General features: G+C 36.9%; 16 protein-coding genes. 10 read left to right on the forward strand and 6 right to left on the reverse strand.

Translation table 11 applies throughout. The features are described 5' to 3' along the window. Positions 1 to 60 precede the first annotated feature (60 nt). The 3 genes from DYR29_RS05625 to DYR29_RS05635 form a co-directional block, all read right to left on the reverse strand. Positions 61 to 723 (reverse strand): porin family protein, encoded by a 663-nt coding sequence (locus DYR29_RS05625; protein ID WP_213279654.1) that lies wholly within the window; start codon positions 721 to 723, stop codon positions 61 to 63. A 118-nt stretch (positions 724 to 841) separates the two neighbouring features. Continuing rightward, positions 842 to 1519, reverse strand: a complete 678-nt coding sequence (locus DYR29_RS05630; protein ID WP_213279655.1) for a porin family protein — start codon at positions 1517 to 1519, stop codon at positions 842 to 844. Between the two features lie 100 nt (positions 1520 to 1619). Continuing rightward, positions 1620 to 2579: a PhoH family protein gene (locus DYR29_RS05635; RefSeq protein WP_047425385.1), complete on the reverse strand. Its 960-nt coding sequence runs from the start codon at positions 2577 to 2579 to the stop codon at positions 1620 to 1622. 133 nt (positions 2580 to 2712) lie between these two features. On the opposite strand from DYR29_RS05635, the gene DYR29_RS05640 reads away from it, so the two are divergent. The 7 genes from DYR29_RS05640 (at position 2713) to rplI (ending at position 8689) form a co-directional block, all read left to right on the forward strand. Beyond that, complete coding sequence (locus tag DYR29_RS05640; RefSeq protein WP_213279656.1) at positions 2713 to 3540, forward strand: SAM hydrolase/SAM-dependent halogenase family protein; 828 nt, start codon at positions 2713 to 2715, stop codon at positions 3538 to 3540. Between the two features lie 63 nt (positions 3541 to 3603). Beyond that, a complete protein-coding gene (locus DYR29_RS05645; RefSeq protein ID WP_213279657.1) occupies positions 3604 to 4911 on the forward strand; it encodes a dihydrolipoamide acetyltransferase family protein in 1308 nt (435 codons plus the stop codon). A gap of 264 nt (positions 4912 to 5175) precedes the next feature. Further along, a complete protein-coding gene (locus DYR29_RS05650) occupies positions 5176 to 5799 on the forward strand; it encodes a hypothetical protein (RefSeq protein ID WP_213279658.1) in 624 nt (207 codons plus the stop codon). Between the two features lie 42 nt (positions 5800 to 5841). Continuing rightward, positions 5842 to 7194, forward strand: a complete 1353-nt coding sequence (locus DYR29_RS05655; protein WP_213279659.1) for a chloride channel protein — start codon at positions 5842 to 5844, stop codon at positions 7192 to 7194. Between the two features lie 204 nt (positions 7195 to 7398). Next, positions 7399 to 7740 (forward strand): 30S ribosomal protein S6, encoded by a 342-nt coding sequence (rpsF, locus tag DYR29_RS05660; protein ID WP_047425376.1) that lies wholly within the window; start codon positions 7399 to 7401, stop codon positions 7738 to 7740. Between the two features lie 32 nt (positions 7741 to 7772). Then, positions 7773 to 8075, forward strand: a complete 303-nt coding sequence (gene rpsR, locus DYR29_RS05665) for a 30S ribosomal protein S18 (protein WP_002979091.1) — start codon at positions 7773 to 7775, stop codon at positions 8073 to 8075. Between the two features lie 110 nt (positions 8076 to 8185). Continuing rightward, positions 8186 to 8689, forward strand: a complete 504-nt coding sequence (rplI, locus tag DYR29_RS05670) for a 50S ribosomal protein L9 (protein WP_047425374.1) — start codon at positions 8186 to 8188, stop codon at positions 8687 to 8689. Positions 8690 to 8964: 275 nt separating this feature from the next. Here rplI and DYR29_RS05675 read toward each other — a convergent pair whose 3' ends face one another. Beyond that, positions 8965 to 9768, reverse strand: coding sequence for a helix-turn-helix domain-containing protein (locus tag DYR29_RS05675; protein ID WP_213279660.1), 804 nt, complete (start codon positions 9766 to 9768; stop codon positions 8965 to 8967). Between the two features lie 136 nt (positions 9769 to 9904). Here DYR29_RS05675 and DYR29_RS05680 point away from each other — a divergent pair, with 136 nt between their 5' ends. From DYR29_RS05680 to DYR29_RS05690, 3 genes are all read left to right on the forward strand, one after another. Continuing rightward, positions 9905 to 11239, forward strand: coding sequence for a TolC family protein (locus tag DYR29_RS05680; RefSeq protein ID WP_249413624.1), 1335 nt, complete (start codon positions 9905 to 9907; stop codon positions 11237 to 11239). Between the two features lie 5 nt (positions 11240 to 11244). Further along, entirely contained in the window at positions 11245 to 12291 is a 1047-nt protein-coding gene (locus DYR29_RS05685; RefSeq protein WP_213279661.1) for an HlyD family secretion protein, read from the forward strand. A 287-nt stretch (positions 12292 to 12578) separates the two neighbouring features. Next, a complete protein-coding gene (locus tag DYR29_RS05690; protein WP_213279662.1) occupies positions 12579 to 14141 on the forward strand; it encodes an MFS transporter in 1563 nt (520 codons plus the stop codon). A 2-nt stretch (positions 14142 to 14143) separates the two neighbouring features. Here the strand turns inward: DYR29_RS05690 and DYR29_RS05695 are convergent, their stop codons facing one another. Together DYR29_RS05695 and DYR29_RS05700 are read right to left on the reverse strand one after the other, a co-directional pair. Further along, entirely contained in the window at positions 14144 to 14653 is a 510-nt protein-coding gene (locus tag DYR29_RS05695) for a hypothetical protein (protein ID WP_213279663.1), read from the reverse strand. Between the two features lie 18 nt (positions 14654 to 14671). Then, positions 14672 to 16351 carry a hypothetical protein gene (locus DYR29_RS05700; protein ID WP_213279664.1) on the reverse strand — a complete coding sequence of 560 codons (1680 nt, stop codon included), beginning with the start codon at positions 16349 to 16351 and terminating at the stop codon, positions 14672 to 14674. Positions 16352 to 16410 lie beyond the last annotated feature (59 nt).

The raw sequence follows: 16410 nt of genomic DNA on the forward strand, positions 1-16410 counted from the left end.
AAAAAAAGCGGGATAAAATTATCCCGCTGTATATCATGATCTGATACTAAAATTTTAGAATTAGTTTCCTCCGAATTTGAAACCTACACCCACCTGAGCAAAGCTATTCTTTACAGTACCTCCGCTGTTGTCATTAGATAGGTTTGATACTCCTAAGCTGTATCTTGCATCAAAGAAAAGTCCGTTTTCCAACATATATTCAACGCCTAAGAACGGAGCAAGGTTTAATGATTTGATATCTTTTTTAATATCTACATCACCACCTTCACCTTCCACTTCCACATCAAGGAAATCTGAACCAATTACAGACTTTTGTTTAGCCGTAAGAATGATTCCCACGTTAAGACCTGCAGCTACAGAGAAATTTTCTGTAATGAAGTATTTTGCAGAAACCGGAACTAAAAGAGTTCCAAAAGTCACTTTTGTTGATTCACCAAAATACATCCCTCCGGCATTTACTCCATCAATCTTTTCTTTAGCTCCAAGTGGCGAATACAAAACCTCCCCCTGAACAGCAAAGTTATCATTGAATTTGTACTCAGCCATCCCACCGATATAAAAGGTATATTTAGGAGACATTTTTCTTCCATCAAGATCATCCTGCTTATCATCCAGTTTAATCGTTGACATTGCGAAACCAGCTTTTGGACCAAAACGAAATTCTTGTGCGTTTGCAGAAATTCCCATAACAGCGACCGCTGCAATAAGTAGAAGTTTTTTCATTGTTAATTAGTTTTTAAATTTTAATAAGTGGCAAAAATAGTCTTTTTTTTCAAATATGAAAATTATACCGTTTTTTATTACTGGAATTAAGAAAAATATGATATTTAATTCTTTAAACTTAAAAACTTAATTTATTAAATTTAAAACCTATCCCAATCTGAAGTGAGCTGCTTTTAAGCATATTATAACCTTCTCCATTACTGTTTTTTGCAATATCAGATACTCCGAAGATATAACGTCCGTCAATAAATATTTTTTTATTCAAATGAAATTCTACTCCCAAGAAAGGATTTATTTCAAAGGATTTTATTTTTTTCTTAATATCCTCAGCCTCTCTCAATAAGTTTAGATATAATTCAAATCCGTATTTACCACTGGTTTTGTATTTACTTTCTGCTGCTACAACAAAAGCCATATTGGCACCTGCATTAATATTAAATTTTTCATTAAAATAATATTTAGCCATTAAAGGAACATTTAGTTTTCCAAGAGAAATAGCATTTATAATAGTATAATCATGAAATTCATCTTCCTGGTAATCCCAACTATTTCTTCCGCCGGCTCTCGCAAATCCCAACTCGGTCTGTAAAGCAAAATTCTGATTTAATTTATGTTCGAGGAAGATAGCAACATGTGCTGTTATCATTCCTTTAGATGAAAAATCGAAATCAGAATCGGCATAGTCCGTCTTTAAAGTAGAACGTCCAATGCCGGCTCTGATCCCGACTGTATTTTTTTGAGCACTTAAGCTTATTCCTATTAAAGAAATTAATGTGAACGATAAAAGTTTTTTCATGGTTAAGTTTAAAATTCCTTACGAATATATTCCCAATTTTTCAGGATTGATCGGATATATTTTAAATTTCACCTAAATGTAACTTTCTGGCAACAAAAAATTAATCGTTTCTCAGTCTTTTCTCTTCATCATTATAAGCAAGAATAATCTTTCTTACAACAGGGTGTCTTACCACATCCTCTTCTGTAAGATGTACAAACCCGATTTCTTTTACTCCGCTTAGAATCCTCATAGCTTCTTTCAGCCCGGATTGTTGTTTTGGTGGCAAATCGACCTGGGTAGGATCTCCTGTGATAATAAATTTCGCATTCATTCCCATTCTGGTTAAAAACATCTTCATCTGAGAGTGGGTCGTATTCTGGGCTTCATCTAAAATTACAAAAGCATCATCCAGTGTTCTTCCTCTCATGAAAGCCAATGGCGCCACTTCAATCACTTTTTTCTCAATAAAACCTTCCAGTTTTTCATGAGGAATCATATCTCGAAGTGCATCATATAAAGGTTGTAAATAGGGATCCAGTTTTTCTTTAAGATCTCCCGGCAAGAATCCAAGACTTTCTCCCGCTTCTACAGCCGGCCTTGTTAGAATGATTCTTTTCACTTCTTTATCTCTTAAAGCTCTTGCTGCCAGCGCTACACTGGTATACGTTTTTCCGGTTCCGGCAGGACCAATGGCGAAAACCATATCCTTTTTCTCCGTTTCTTTTACCAGCTTTTTAAGATTGGTTGTTTTAGCCTTAATGACTTTTCCGTTTACTCCTTTTACAATAATATCCTGATCGAAAACCAGTTGTTTCTCGTTTTCGTCTTTAATATTCAATATATTTTCAACGTCTTTCAGCCCAATTGAATTGTTTTTAGAAATAAAACCGACAATATCATTCAGTTTTTGCTTCAGTATGTCTAATGCTTCCTGATTACCCATCGCAAAGATATAATGATCTCTTCCTGTGATTTTAATGGTTGGAAAGCTTGATTTTATTAAGTTGAAATATTGGTTATTAACTCCATAGAAGATTTTCGCATCGATATCTTCCAAATCATATGTTAATTCAAACATGCAGTATTTTTATTTTTAGATTTTAAAATTAAAGCTTTTTTTCAAATTTATATCAAATTCTTTTCAACAATCTTTCGGGCTTTCTTTTTATTTTAAATAACTTTGCAATACTACACTATTCTATAAATTGCTCATGTCAATTATTACCCTTACTTCGGATTTCGGAAATTTAGATTACAGAGTTGCCGCTGTGAAAGGCAAAATTCTGTCTCTAAACCCTGAGGTTAATATTGTTGATATAACCCACGATATCCAGGCATTTAACCTTATACAGACTTCGTATATTGTAAGAAATGCTTATAAATATTTTCCAAAAGGAAGCATACACATTATTTCCGTAGACAGTTTTTACAACAGATCTAGAAAAAATATTATTTACAAAGCCGACGGATCCTACTTTTTGGCGGCAGATAACGGCCTCTTAAGTCTTATATTTTTTGATATCAAACCGGAAGCGATCTATGAACTCACCCTGAACAATCGTTTTGATGACATCATCAACTTTACCTCTACAGACATTTTTGTGCCTGCAGCAGTACATCTTGCCAATGGCGGACTTCCTGAGGTAATAGGACGAAAAATACATTCGGCCAAGCAACTGATGTTCCCAAGAGCGGTTTATAATGAATCGGAAGGCATGATTATCGGTGAAGTGACCTATATTGATAATTTCGGAAATATAATCTCAAATATCAACAAAGATTTTTTCGAAAATATCAGCAAAGGCTATGATAATTTTACCATAAAATTCAGAAATTTAAGTCTTTCAAGGATATTTTCCAGCCATACGGAGGTTGTTTCAGACTGGGAAAGGGAAACAGAATTCCACGGGCAGTCTGCTGCTATTTTCAATGATAGTCAATTATTGGAGCTTACCATCTACAAAGGAAGTAAGAAAAACGGCGCCAAAAGCCTGTTTGGACTGAATGTAGGCGAAAATATTTATATTGAATTCAGCTAAGATTATATATTTCATAAAAAAACCGATTTTTTTTATATATTTGTCAAAATCTAAAAATCAAAAATGGCAGAATACAAATTATTGCTTCCTTCCATGGGAGAAGGTGTTATGGAAGCGACAATTATCACTTGGTTATTCAATGAAGGTGATAACGTAAAGGAGGATGACTCCGTAGTAGAAATTGCAACAGATAAAGTAGATTCAGACGTTCCGACACCAGTTTCGGGGAAAATCGTAAAAATTTTAAAGCAAAAAGATGAAGTTGCAAAAGTAGGCGAAGCCATTGCTATTTTAGAAATTGAAGGAGAAGGCGCAGCTTCAGAAGAAGTAAAAACTGAAACTCCGGCGGCTACTCCGGATGCTGACACTTTAAAAGCGATTGAAGAGCCTTTACAAGCAACAATTGCTTCAAACGTAGAATTCTCAGGGGATCTTTATTTATCTCCACTCGTAAAATCTATCGCACAACAGGAAAACATTTCTGAAACTGAACTGAAGTCTATCAAAGGAAGCGGTTTGGAAGGAAGAATTACAAAAGAAGATATATTAGGATATGTCGCCAACAGAGGAGACCAGCCAGTTCAGCAGGCGGCTCCGGTACAGGCAGCAACCACTCCGAAACCAGCAGCATCTGCTCCGGCAGCTACAGTTCCGGTAAGTGCAGGTGATGAGATCATTCCAATGGACAGAATGAGAAAGATCATCGCTGAAAACATGGTAAAAGCAAAACAAATTGCTCCACACGTTACTTCTTTCATCGAAACAGACGTTACCAACGTTGTAAAATGGAGAAATAAAAACAAAGCAGTATTTGAAAAACGCGAAGGTGAAAAACTGACTTTCATGCCGATTTTCGTAAAAGCTGTAGTGAAAGCAATCCAGGATTTCCCAATGATCAATGTTTCTATCAATGGTGAAAACATCATCAAAAAGAAAAACATCAACATTGGTATGGCTACTGCCCTTCCGGACGGAAACCTTATTGTTCCTGTTATCAAGAATGCTGACCAGCTATCACTTTCAGGTCTTGCAAAAGCAATCAACGACCTGGCTTACAGAGCAAGAAACAAGAAATTAAGACCTGAAGATACTCAGGGTGCAACTTATACTATTTCAAACGTAGGAAGCTTCGGAAACCTTATGGGAACTCCTATCATTCCTCAGCCTCAGGTAGCTATTTTAGCCATCGGAGCTATCGTTAAAAAGCCTGCAGTTCTTGAAACAGCTGATGGTGATGTAATCGCAATCAGAAACCTAATGTTCATGTCTCACTCTTATGACCACAGAGTAGTAGACGGTTCTCTAGGTGGAATGATGCTGAAGCATGTTCACGACTACCTTGAAAACTGGGATCTGAATACAGAAATATAAGTAATGAATAATCAGCAATAGGTAATTTTTGCTGATTTTAAATATTAAACCTTCGATTTTAATCGGAGGTTTTTTTTGTTTCTAGTAGTCAAACTTAATAAAATATCAAAAGATTAAACAATAGAAAACAAAAATAACGAATATTCAATATAAAGCGCTTTTATTTGTAAAATAATCAATAAAATAATTACAATTCTATATTATCACAACTCACTTGGAAATTAGATTTATTAGCATTATTTTTAAACAAATAAATATTCAATAATGGATCTGGATTACAGAAAGTATGACATGACAAAATTTTCTGCCTTCACTGAGCAGGATGAAAAGCTCATTACTGAAGTTTACGATCAGCTTTCTATGGATTATGATATTTCAGTGATTGATATTGAAGATTCTCCTTATGAGCAATTCAGCTCACATGATATGTATCCATTATTCATCCCTCAAATCTGTTACTGGGTAAAAGACAGAAATAGCAACAGTTCATTCTACCTTTTTATTGTCAGTAAAGTTGGAATTACATCAAGAGGAGGTCGTTTAGGCCGTAAATTTGACACCATTCAACTTTGGGGATTAAAAAAACTTGAAGAAGATTTTGGATATATTTCCATTAACAAGAAAAGATTGATGGATAAGATTGCAGGAATCTTCAGTAGTTTTAATATCAATTTTAAAGATCATGATTTTAAAGATTTCTATGTTTTAGGAAGTGATCAATTTAAAGCCATGAATTTTTTAACTCCAAAGAGAAAAGAAACAATAAAAGCCTTTCCAAATGAAAATTTTAAACTTGAAGTCAGAAATACTATTTTGAGTTTCGGCATACCTGACATCCTTACGATGGAAAGCGCTAAAATAATCTCAAAGTTTTTAGACGACATATAAAATCTGTAAAATTCACCTACTTTTACACCTCTAAATTAACAAATGCTGAAAATTTTCGCTCTTATAAAAAAATCCGTCAAAAACTCTTTTGACAATATCCGGAACGAACAGCTGAAGCACAACCTTCTTCAGGCTATTCCTTTTTGGATAGGATCTGTTATTACAGGTTTTTTTGCCGTAATGTATGCACAGATATTTGCCTGGGGTGAACATCTTATGAATTTTATCTTTGACTGGCATGCATGGATGATTTTCATTATTGCTCCCATAGGATTTGTGCTTTCCTGGTGGCTGGTGAAAGAATTTGCTCCCAATGCCAAAGGAAGCGGTATTCCACAGGTAATGGCTGCAGTAGAGCTCGCCAATCCCAAAGAACACCGGAAGATCAGAAATCTTCTGAGTATTAAGATCATTTTTTTCAAAATTTTATCATCAGTCATTCTGGTAATCGGAGGAGGTGCGGTAGGACGTGAAGGACCAACCATTCAGATTGCAGGTTCTGTTTTCAGAAAAGTCAACGAGTATCTTCCTGAATGGTGGCCGAAGATTTCCAAGAAAAACATGATTATGACAGGAGCCGCAGCCGGACTTGCCGCAGCTTTCAACACTCCGCTGGGAGGAATTGTTTTTGCAGTTGAAGAACTTTCCAAAACCCATATCAATTATTTTAAAACCGCTCTATTTACGGCTGTCATTATTGCAGGTTTAACGGCCCAGACTTTGGCAGGATCTTATTTATACCTGGGATATCCGAAGACCAATGATGTTTCATTAATGGTAATGTTTCCCATTGTACTTGTTGCTGCAGTTGCGGGTATTCTCGCCAGTCAGCTTTCTGTTGCTATGCTCAAAATCAACAGCTGGAAAAAGAACAAATTAAAAACGGATAAGGCTAATGTGATATTCCTGATTATTTGTGCTTTAATTATTGCTTCAATCGCTTATTTCATCAACAGGGAAATTCTTGGTTCTGGGAAAGAGATTATGGAGCGTGTCCTTTTTACAAAGGATAAACATGAAGATTGGTACGTTCCGGTTCTAAGGATGCTTGGCCCTGCCCTTTCTTTTACTTCTGGTGGCGCGGGTGGAATTTTTGCTCCTGCTCTCACTGCCGGGGCGAGTATAGGCTCTGTTATTTCAGGTGCTATTCATTTAACCCCCAACGAAACCAACGTTGTTGTTCTGGCCGGAATGGTGGCTTTTCTCACAGGAATTACCCGTGCTCCGTTTACTTCAGCAATTATTGTTTTGGAGATGACTGACAGACATTCCTTGATTTTCCATCTGATGCTGGCAGGAATGGTTTCTTCTATTGCCTCTATTTTAGTAAGCAGACATTCGTTGTATGATGTGTTGAAGGTAAATTTTCTTACGGAATTAAGGCAAAAAGATTAGTCAGGATTTTTCAATTGAAAGTTGACTGCCTGTAAAATATGTTATTGAAATCAGCTTTTAAATATAATATGAAGCAATGTCCAAAAACATTAAACTTTAAACTCCCAACCCTGAACACTCAACTATTTCACGAATCTTCTTGCATATAAGAAATATATTCTCTACTTTTGCACCTCGAAATAATTAACAAATTCATTTAACATTATGAACAATTACGAAACTGTTTTCATTTTAACTCCCGTTCTATCTGAGGCACAGGTAGAGGAAGCAGTGAACAAGTATGTAGATCTTATCAAAGAAAAGAACTGCGAAATCGTTGCTAAAGAAAACTGGGGATTAAAAAAATTAGCTTATCCTATCCAATTGAAAAAGAACGGGTTCTATACTCTAATCGAATTCAAAGGAGAAGGTAGTGTAGTAGCTGATCTAGAATTAGCATTCAAGCGTGACGAGAGAGTAATCCGTTACCTTACTACGAAACTTGACAAACATGCTGTTGAGTACGCTGTAACTAGAAGAACTAAAGTAAAAGCAGCTAAAGCTTAATTATTAACCCTATTTTTTAAAAAAGACAAGACATGGCAATAGATGAAATGGCTAAACAAGCCTCAGCTGGAGGAGAATCAGAAGTAAAATTCCTTACTCCGCTTGATATCAATACAAAATCTGAAAAGAAATATTGTAGATTCAAAAAATACGGAATTAAGCACGTTGATTACAAAGATGCTGATTTCTTATTACAATTTGTAAACGAGCAAGGTAAAATCTTACCAAGAAGATACACTGGAACTTCTTTAAAATACCAAAGAAAAGTTTCTGCTGCTATCAAAAGAGCAAGACACCTTGCATTACTACCATACGTAGCTGACTTATTGAAATAAGACAAAAAATAAATAAAAGAAGAGGGCAACCTCTTCTTTTGTTGCTGAATAAATAATTAATTCTAACTTGATTTTAGATCACTCTAAAATCTAAAAAAAGGACAACAACAATGGATATCATCCTAAAACAAGACGTAGAAAACTTAGGACTTGAGTTTGATACAGTAAGCGTAAAGCCAGGTTATGCTAGAAACTTCTTAATTCCTCAAGGAATTGCTCTTTTAGCTACCCCTAAAAACAAAGCAGCTCTAGAAGCTACTTTAGAAGCTAGAAAAGAAGAAGAAGCTAAATTAATCGCTGCTGCTAACGCTGTAGTAGATCAATTGAAGAAAACTTCTATCACTATCCCTGCAAAAGTAGGTTCTGGTGATAAATTATTCGGATCTATCAACAATGCTGATCTATCTGCTGCTTTAGAAAAAGCTGGAGTTTCTGTAGAGAAGAAATACATCAAAATCCCAGGGAACACTATTAAGAGAACTGGTAAAGTAACAGCAAACATCAGATTACACAGAAACGTTGAGTACAATTTCGAATTCGATATCGTATCTGACGCTCCAGTTGTAGCTGCTCCTGCTGCTAAAAAGGAAGAAGTTAAATCTGAAGAAGCTTAATTTAAGCAACTGAGATTTTCTCACCATACAAACCACTTCATTTATTTGAGGTGGTTTTTTGTTTGTAAACATGGAACATGTAGATTATTGATTAGCCTGATTCTTAACTACCCCGTCTTTTTGCTTTGCAAAAATCCACCCCTTCATAGAAGGGGAATTCAGGGAATCCTGATTTATATTATTCCTGATATGCCTGTATTTAAACTCAGATAGCAGCAATTCGTACCACAAATCCCGAATCTCGCATCGCGAAACCCTCAAACAACTTTCACTCATTACTTATCCCCTCTCAGTTTCTGCTGATATTCCGTAGGAGCAATCCCAATTACTTTTTTGAAAATATTACTGAAAGACGACAGGCTATTGTACCCTACCATCATCGCTATTTCATACATATTGTATTTTCCTTCCAGCATCAGTTCAAGGGAACGGGTAATCCGTAACGCCCGTAGAAAACGGACGTAATTCATCCCCAGAATCTCTTTAAATTTCCTCGAAAGGGTTCTGGTACTCATCCCAAATTCTTTTGCCGTAGATTCTATGCTAAGAGGCTTCTCAAGATTCGCATGAATGTATCTTGCAATCTTGAGCAATGTTTCATCTTTTGGGAAAGGATGCTGTATCGGGAATGCCAGATGTTTATTCTTTTTTTCCTGTAAAACTCCTTTAAGAGCTTTGAGAAAATAATATTTAGAGCCATCATTTTTTGTAATTTTCCCATCCCAGTCTTTGGTGTGAAAAATCATCTCCCGAAGCAAGTTATTGACGGAATAAATATTAATTTCATCAAAAAAGCCATTTTCATTTTCTTCTTTTTTAAAATAAAAGTTATATAAATCAACTTTCGGGCTGGTAGAAAAAATGTAGTGAGGTGTCCCGGCCGGAATCCACATAAAGCATCTTGCAGGAAGATACCAATGTTTCTGATCGGTAAAAACATGCACAATACCTCCTTCTGCATACACTAATTGTGCAGAACTGTGATAATGAATCTCTGTGGTTACATTTCCTGTGAGGACGTGATAGACATAAAACTCAGCGTCTTCCTCTTCTACTGCTTCAAAATGGCTGTCATTCATGAAATAAAGATAAGAAGAATTTTCAAATTGGCGTAAATGAGCAAATCTTTTTCTGTTTTCACAAATCAGGTACTATGCCTGTCGTCGTAACTTTGCTGCATCAAAATCATTTTAGCAAAAATCCTTTAATTAATTTATGAATATCATATTTAACGCATGCCGGTATCTGTGCATCGCGTTGTGCTTATTATTGAGCAGCTTTTTACATTCACAGATGATCGACTACCAGAACCTAAGCTTACAGCAAGCTCTAGAGATTGGTTTGAAAAACAATAAAAACATACAGATAAGTCATCTAAAACAGGAAATGTCCGCTACCAAAGAGAAAGATCTCAAAATGGAAAAGCTTCCGGACATTGAATTTCATACCAGCTATACGCAGGTTACCAATTTGTATCAGCACCAGAATGGCGTATTTAACAAAGCAACAAAGTATGATGTCATCAATGGCATGTATGATTTTACCTTATCTGCTTCAATTCCGGTGTATATGGGTGGCAAAATAAAAAATACGGAAAAGAAAGCAGCTATTGACACTGAAATTTCAGCTTTAAAAACGCATCTGGATGAGAGACAACTTACCATGGAAATCATTACGGCTTTTCTGCAGATCCATCATTTAAAGGAACAGCAGAGTCTCATTAATGATAAAATGAAGGAAGATTCTGTCAATATCAAACAGGTAAAAGCTCTTAAAGCCAACGGTGTTGTAACCGTGAATGAAGTATTGAGAACCTCACTGCAGCTTTCCAATCATAAAATGAACTGGACAGAGCTGGATAACGATATTCAGATTGCAGAGCATAAGCTGAAAACAATTCTTTCTCTTCCGGAAGCTCAGGAAATGCATGTGAATACGGAAGATCTTATTTCGGACAATGCAGCAATTCCTTATGTTGATGAATTGACTGAAACGGCTTTAAATAAAAATGAATCCGTTGAAATCAGCCACAAAAATCTTTCACTGAAAGAGCTGGATCAAAAAATCACCAAAGCGAATTATTTACCCAAAATTACAGCAGGTGGAGAATATTTTTTAAAATATCCGAATATGATGTTCTTTCCACCTGAACCTTATGCCTATCGCTTGGGAATGGTTGGGGTAAATCTTACCTATCCTATTGAAAGCCTGTACAAGAATAAGTATAAAATGCAGGAAGCGAGGGAAAATATTGATCTTGCCAAGCTTCAGATTGAGGAGAATGAAGAAAAAATCAGACACAACGTGTACGAAGCCTACAAAAAGTTTGAGGAAACAGACCAGAAAGTAAAAATTGCTGAAGAAGCGATTAATCAGGCAAAAGAAAACTATCGCATTGTAAGAACAAAATACGCGAACAAACTAAGTCTTATCACTGAACTGATAGATGCCGATAATACTTATCTGGAGGCAGAATCCAACCTTATTTCCGTAAAAATAAACAGACAACTTAAATATTACCAACTCCAATATACGATTGGAAACTTATAAAAACTATGGCACAGAAACAACTGACACAAAAGGAAAAAAGAATCAACAAGTCCATTACTCTACTGGCCTGGATCCTGATCATCAGCGGAATTACAGGAATGGTCAGTTTTTATCTTTTTTCAAGGAAGAATGTCACGACCAACGATGCACAGATCGAACAATATATCACGCCTGTATCCAGCAAGGTTTCCGGGTTTATCAAAACAATAAAGTTTAATGAAAATCAGTTTGTCCATAAAGGTGATACTCTAATCATCATAGACAACAGAGAGTTTGTGAATCAGGTACAAATGGCAGAAGCCAATCTTCACGCCAATACAGCAACCATCAGCACTATTGAAAGCGGTGTCAATACCAAAGAAAGCGACACAAAGATCGTTGATGCCAAAATTGCTTCTGCAAGAATTGATATCTGGAGAACAGAACAGGATTATAAAAGATATAAAAACTTACTGAACGAAGATGCTGCTACCGAACAGGAATTTGAGAATGTAAAGGCTTCTTACGAACAGTCAAAAGCCAATCTTCTGGCATTGGAACAGCAAAAAAATGCAGTAAGAGCCGGAGCCAGTGAACAGCAGACAAAGGTGGCTCCTGTTAAAAGCCAGATTCAACAGAGTTCTGCGAATCTGAACAATGCGAAACTTTATCTTTCTTATACAGTGATTACCGCTCCTTATGACGGATGGGTCGGAAAAAAGACCATTCAGGAAGGTCAGCTGATTAAGGAAGGTCAGGCTTTAGTACAGATCGTCAGCAAAGAAAAATGGATCATTGCCAATTACAAAGAAACACAGCTTGGACAGATTGATCAGAACCAGGAAGTCATCATTACTGCAGATGCGTATCCCGATGTGGAATTTAAAGGAAAAATACTTTCCGTTTCTCCTGCGTCAGGCTCCCAGTTTTCTTTGGTAAAACCAGATAATGCCACCGGAAACTTTGTGAAAATTGAACAGAGATTTCCTGTGAAAATTATTCTTGATAACAATAAAAACAACGAAAAACTGCTTTCCGGAATGAATGTTCTGGTGAGCGCGAAGAAGATATGAGTTTGAGTGTGGGAGGATTTTAGAGTTTTAGAGTTTTAGAGTTTTAGAGTTCAAAATTACCTTCCAATCAATACATTTTCAGACTTTACAATTAAATTATTTTTTTAGCGAAAAGACAGGACTGCAAAATAGCGAATCTGCAAATTTTTTCTTACGCATATTTGCCATTTTACCTTTTACTTTTACACCTTGCTCTTTTGTCTTTTCGCATTTTTTAACTCAGCACAGCTGCGAAATTTCTTATCTGCCTTTTCAGCATTCTTCGTTTAATGCTTTCAAAAAAAATTATGCAACACAATACAGTTTATCATAAATGGGTACCACAATGGCTGAAACTGCCGCTTCTTATACTGGCATTGTTTCCCCACCTGATGTTGTTGTCGCTTTTACACTCAAACAGCGCCTTCACATCTTCTTTTATGGATGTCGACTCTGATGACATTCAGTATTTAATGATTTTGATGTATGGGACATTTGTGGTTACCCTTTTAGTTTTACAGCGGTTTATGGCGTATTTCAGCGTCAAATATTATGTTTTGCTGATGGCCTCCGTTTCTGTTATTATTCTTTACGTTTTATCGGTTACCCACGACTATCATGTTATTCTGGTGATCAGGTTTTTAGAAGGAATTTTCGGACTGCTGGAAGGGGCTATTTTCCTTCCTCTGATTATTGCTGAATTAAAGACGAAACACGCTAAGGTCTTAGCTTACCTTTTCATGTATACCATCATGCTCACCGGAGGGACAATAACCACTTCCCTGTTGAAGTCAAGCATTGAGAATTATGATTTCCAGCATATGATCCTGATGATGGTTTATTTCCATGTATTTGTACTGATCATCGGTATTGCTCTGTTCAACAGAAACAGATTCTTTCCTAAGAAACCTTTATACCAATTGGATATTACCAGCTGGTTTTTACTTTGGGTATGTCTGCAGGCTGGCGGCTATGCCATTATCTACGGTAAAAGACTGATGTGGTTAGAATCCGATACCATTATCATGTGTCTGTTTATATTCCTGCTTTCAGGAGGATTATTTATGCTTAAACAAAGAAATTCCAAAAGACCGTTATTTCATTTTGAAGTTTTCAGCTCAAAAAATGTGATCGCCGGAATGATCCTGTTTTTCATTTTTTATCTTATCCGATCCGGACTGAATAATGTATACAGTATTATGGCTACCGTATGGAAATGGCCCTGGGATTATATTGTCAATATCCAATACTGGAACGTAGCAGGAACTCTTCTTGGTATATTATTATCAGGAATCTGCCTGGTTCGGGGAGTTTCCTCAAGAATTGTTTTCTTTACCGGATTTCTGTTGCTTGCAGTAGATTGTGCATGGTTTACGTATACTTTTTATCCGGACACTACCCTTTCCACGATTTGTCCTCCCTTATTTTTACAGGGAGTTGCCCAGGGATTATTATTTACTCCGCTTGTTTTCTTTTTGATTTCAGGAACTCCGGAAGAATATGTTGCCAATGCTACAGCTTTAGGAACAACAACCCGTTTCTGGACAACAGCTATCGGCTATGCTCTTATGCAGAATCTCATGCTGTTTTTAACCTTAAAACATTCTGATACACTCAGCGCCAATTTTACAGACACCAATCCCGTTTTCTACAGTCAGTGGACTCAGCTTTTCGGGGCCAATATTTCAAAACTGTCAGTAAATGATTCTTTATCCATGACAGCAGGAGCGTTTAAGACTAAAATTACAGCACAATCCATTCTACTCTCAAATATGGAAATTTTTACGGGACTGTTCTGGCTGGCACTTATTACAGCAATTGGTCTGCTCCTCTACCATCCTGTAAAAATAGCTGTAAGAAACATCATGTAGCATTATTCTCCCCAAAAAGACCACACAGTTCCGTTGAAAACAGCAAGCTGTTTTTTTTGGGTATCATAAACTATCATTCCGGCGGCAGGAGAAATAATATTGAGATGGGGAAAAGCTACTTTCGGTAAAACCATGGCCTTCGTGCTGTCTTCAAGAACCAGAATTCCGTTTACAGATGATGATGTTCCTATGGAAACTTTTGCGTTGATATTATCGGGTAAATTATCCTGCAAACTTGTATCAGCAGTGCCCGTTGCATCTACGGAGAGGTCTTTCCAAAGGTTGTTCTGATAGACTTTTACCTTCATATCTGAGGTATCAAATACCAATGTTCCGTTCACCACATTCTGAATTCCGGAGGTGTCTGCTACCCAAGGGAGAACGAGACCGCGGTTTTCGTTTCCAAATTCAACGGATGATGATGCGGATTCTAAGGTTGTTTTTCCCAAAGCAATTTGAGCATCAAGGCTTGCGGAAACTGCTATTATAAGGATTGAGGCTATTTTTTTCATAAGTATTCAGGTTTTCTGTTAATCCGGGCAGGTCTGGGTATTAAAGCACTTCCAGCCTGTGACAGTTCCATCAATATTGACCTGCAGGCAGTTTTGCGTCACATTATAAACAATCATTCCTTCCTTAAGATCGGCCTGGGGAATTGCCGCCAGCTGAGCATCCGTAAGCCTGTTAAGAACAAACCCTTTATTCTTAGACTCCAATACAGCCCACGCTCCTTTTCTTATCCCAGGCCAGTTGTTTCCACCGCTATCTGCCCTGCTCAATGAAGTGATTCCAAAATTTGCAGAAAGCACTGTTCCCGAAGTTACTGCGGGTTTATAACACGGTATAACCCCTTGGATCGTAACCGTAACTGTTGCTGTATCACAGTTTGACGGAGAAGCAGTCTGACAAATCTGATACACCAAAGTGTAAGTGCCCGGAGGTGTTCCCGAAGCCGCAAGAATATGTCCATCAGCTGTATTCAGTGATATATTGGGGTTTAAGGTGGATATCTGAGATAAAATGACATTGGAGAGGCTAGCCTGTGTTCCGCCATATGTTTCAAAATCGTTATCTAAAACAATTCCTGCAGAAGACCCTCCGGCCAGAATTGTATAGGCATCATCTACCGCCATTGGTGGCAGATCTCCGTTAATCGCAGGACAAAATCCAGGATTGATGATCAAAGGCGCACTACAGCTGTTTGTGGAAGCGCAGTCATAGGTAACATTCGGCAGGAAACTCGGATTACTGTTCATAAACACCGTACTTTGATCAGACACACCTGTAGTCCTTCTGAAATCGAGATTTGGGCCAATCACCACATTTCCTGCCTGAATTGCGTTCTGCAATACAACATAACCTTTTTTGGCAGAAGAAGACGGCCCCTGAATAGCAGCATTTCCTCCCTGAAAATGATTCAATGACAATTCTCCCTCATTATAAATAACAGCATCTGCAGGCGCATTATTCATATTTCCAGTGGAGGTAAAAAGTCCGAAATTGTAAATTTCACTGCTGCTTCCTGATAAATTAATATCTCCTCCCGCCGAAAAGATTCCGGTATTAATAATCTTGCCCCCATTAATATTAAACCCACTCTGAGATATAATTGTACCACAATTCACATATACACTCTGTTCGGTATTTCCATAATTCCCACTGAGTGATATCAGCCCGCCTCCTTCATTTTTGAACAAGGTAGTTGCAGAGCTGCTCATATTGAGGTTTCCATTAATATTCAGATTTCCGTAATTATCAATCGTATTGGAGGTATTATCACCTATCTGTAAAACACCGAGGTCTATAGTGCCCTCATTAACAATTGTATTCATCTGGCCATTTACTGTCAGATTTCCGTTTCCTCCTCCTACTGCTATATTTCCTGTATTGTAAACATGTATATCAAGATCAGCAATACTTGTCAGCGTCTGGTTAAAATTAAGAGTTCCGTGTACTTCAAAGCTAAGCGGAGCGTTGGTAACCCCGCTTATGTTATTCTGAAACTGTACGGTAACACCAGAAGCTACACAAATCTTAGAGTTTATCCCAAAAGTAGGATTATTGAAAGTCATATCCGAAGTAAAGCACACGGTAGTATTATCCGGAAAATGATAATTAGGGTCTGTAGGGTCTTGAATGCCACAGCCTGTACATTGTGCATAACTGAAATAACAAAAAAATAATGGGAACAGACAGAATAATTTTTTCATTATCAAATTTTAAGTAAAATAAAACTACAATATTTTTTATCACCAACCAATGAATTTAA

The sequence above is a fragment of the Chryseobacterium indologenes genome (assembly GCF_018362995.1).
In the GTDB taxonomy this organism is placed as follows: Bacteria; Bacteroidota; Bacteroidia; order Flavobacteriales; family Weeksellaceae; genus Chryseobacterium; species Chryseobacterium indologenes_G.

Coding starts and splice junctions, on each gene's coding strand:
- DYR29_RS05625 (WP_213279654.1), bottom strand. CDS start 723: ATGAAAAAACTTCTACTTATTGCAGCGGTCGCTGTTATGGGAATTTCT.
- DYR29_RS05630 (WP_213279655.1), bottom strand. CDS start 1,519: ATGAAAAAACTTTTATCGTTCACATTAATTTCTTTAATAGGAATAAGC.
- DYR29_RS05635 (WP_047425385.1), bottom strand. CDS start 2,579: ATGTTTGAATTAACATATGATTTGGAAGATATCGATGCGAAAATCTTC.
- DYR29_RS05640 (WP_213279656.1), top strand. CDS start 2,713: ATGTCAATTATTACCCTTACTTCGGATTTCGGAAATTTAGATTACAGA.
- DYR29_RS05645 (WP_213279657.1), top strand. CDS start 3,604: ATGGCAGAATACAAATTATTGCTTCCTTCCATGGGAGAAGGTGTTATG.
- DYR29_RS05650 (WP_213279658.1), top strand. CDS start 5,176: ATGGATCTGGATTACAGAAAGTATGACATGACAAAATTTTCTGCCTTC.
- DYR29_RS05655 (WP_213279659.1), top strand. CDS start 5,842: ATGCTGAAAATTTTCGCTCTTATAAAAAAATCCGTCAAAAACTCTTTT.
- rpsF (WP_047425376.1), top strand. CDS start 7,399: ATGAACAATTACGAAACTGTTTTCATTTTAACTCCCGTTCTATCTGAG.
- rpsR (WP_002979091.1), top strand. CDS start 7,773: ATGGCAATAGATGAAATGGCTAAACAAGCCTCAGCTGGAGGAGAATCA.
- rplI (WP_047425374.1), top strand. CDS start 8,186: ATGGATATCATCCTAAAACAAGACGTAGAAAACTTAGGACTTGAGTTT.
- DYR29_RS05675 (WP_213279660.1), bottom strand. CDS start 9,768: ATGAATGACAGCCATTTTGAAGCAGTAGAAGAGGAAGACGCTGAGTTT.
- DYR29_RS05680 (WP_249413624.1), top strand. CDS start 9,905: ATGAATATCATATTTAACGCATGCCGGTATCTGTGCATCGCGTTGTGC.
- DYR29_RS05685 (WP_213279661.1), top strand. CDS start 11,245: ATGGCACAGAAACAACTGACACAAAAGGAAAAAAGAATCAACAAGTCC.
- DYR29_RS05690 (WP_213279662.1), top strand. CDS start 12,579: ATGCAACACAATACAGTTTATCATAAATGGGTACCACAATGGCTGAAA.
- DYR29_RS05695 (WP_213279663.1), bottom strand. CDS start 14,653: ATGAAAAAAATAGCCTCAATCCTTATAATAGCAGTTTCCGCAAGCCTT.
- DYR29_RS05700 (WP_213279664.1), bottom strand. CDS start 16,351: ATGAAAAAATTATTCTGTCTGTTCCCATTATTTTTTTGTTATTTCAGT.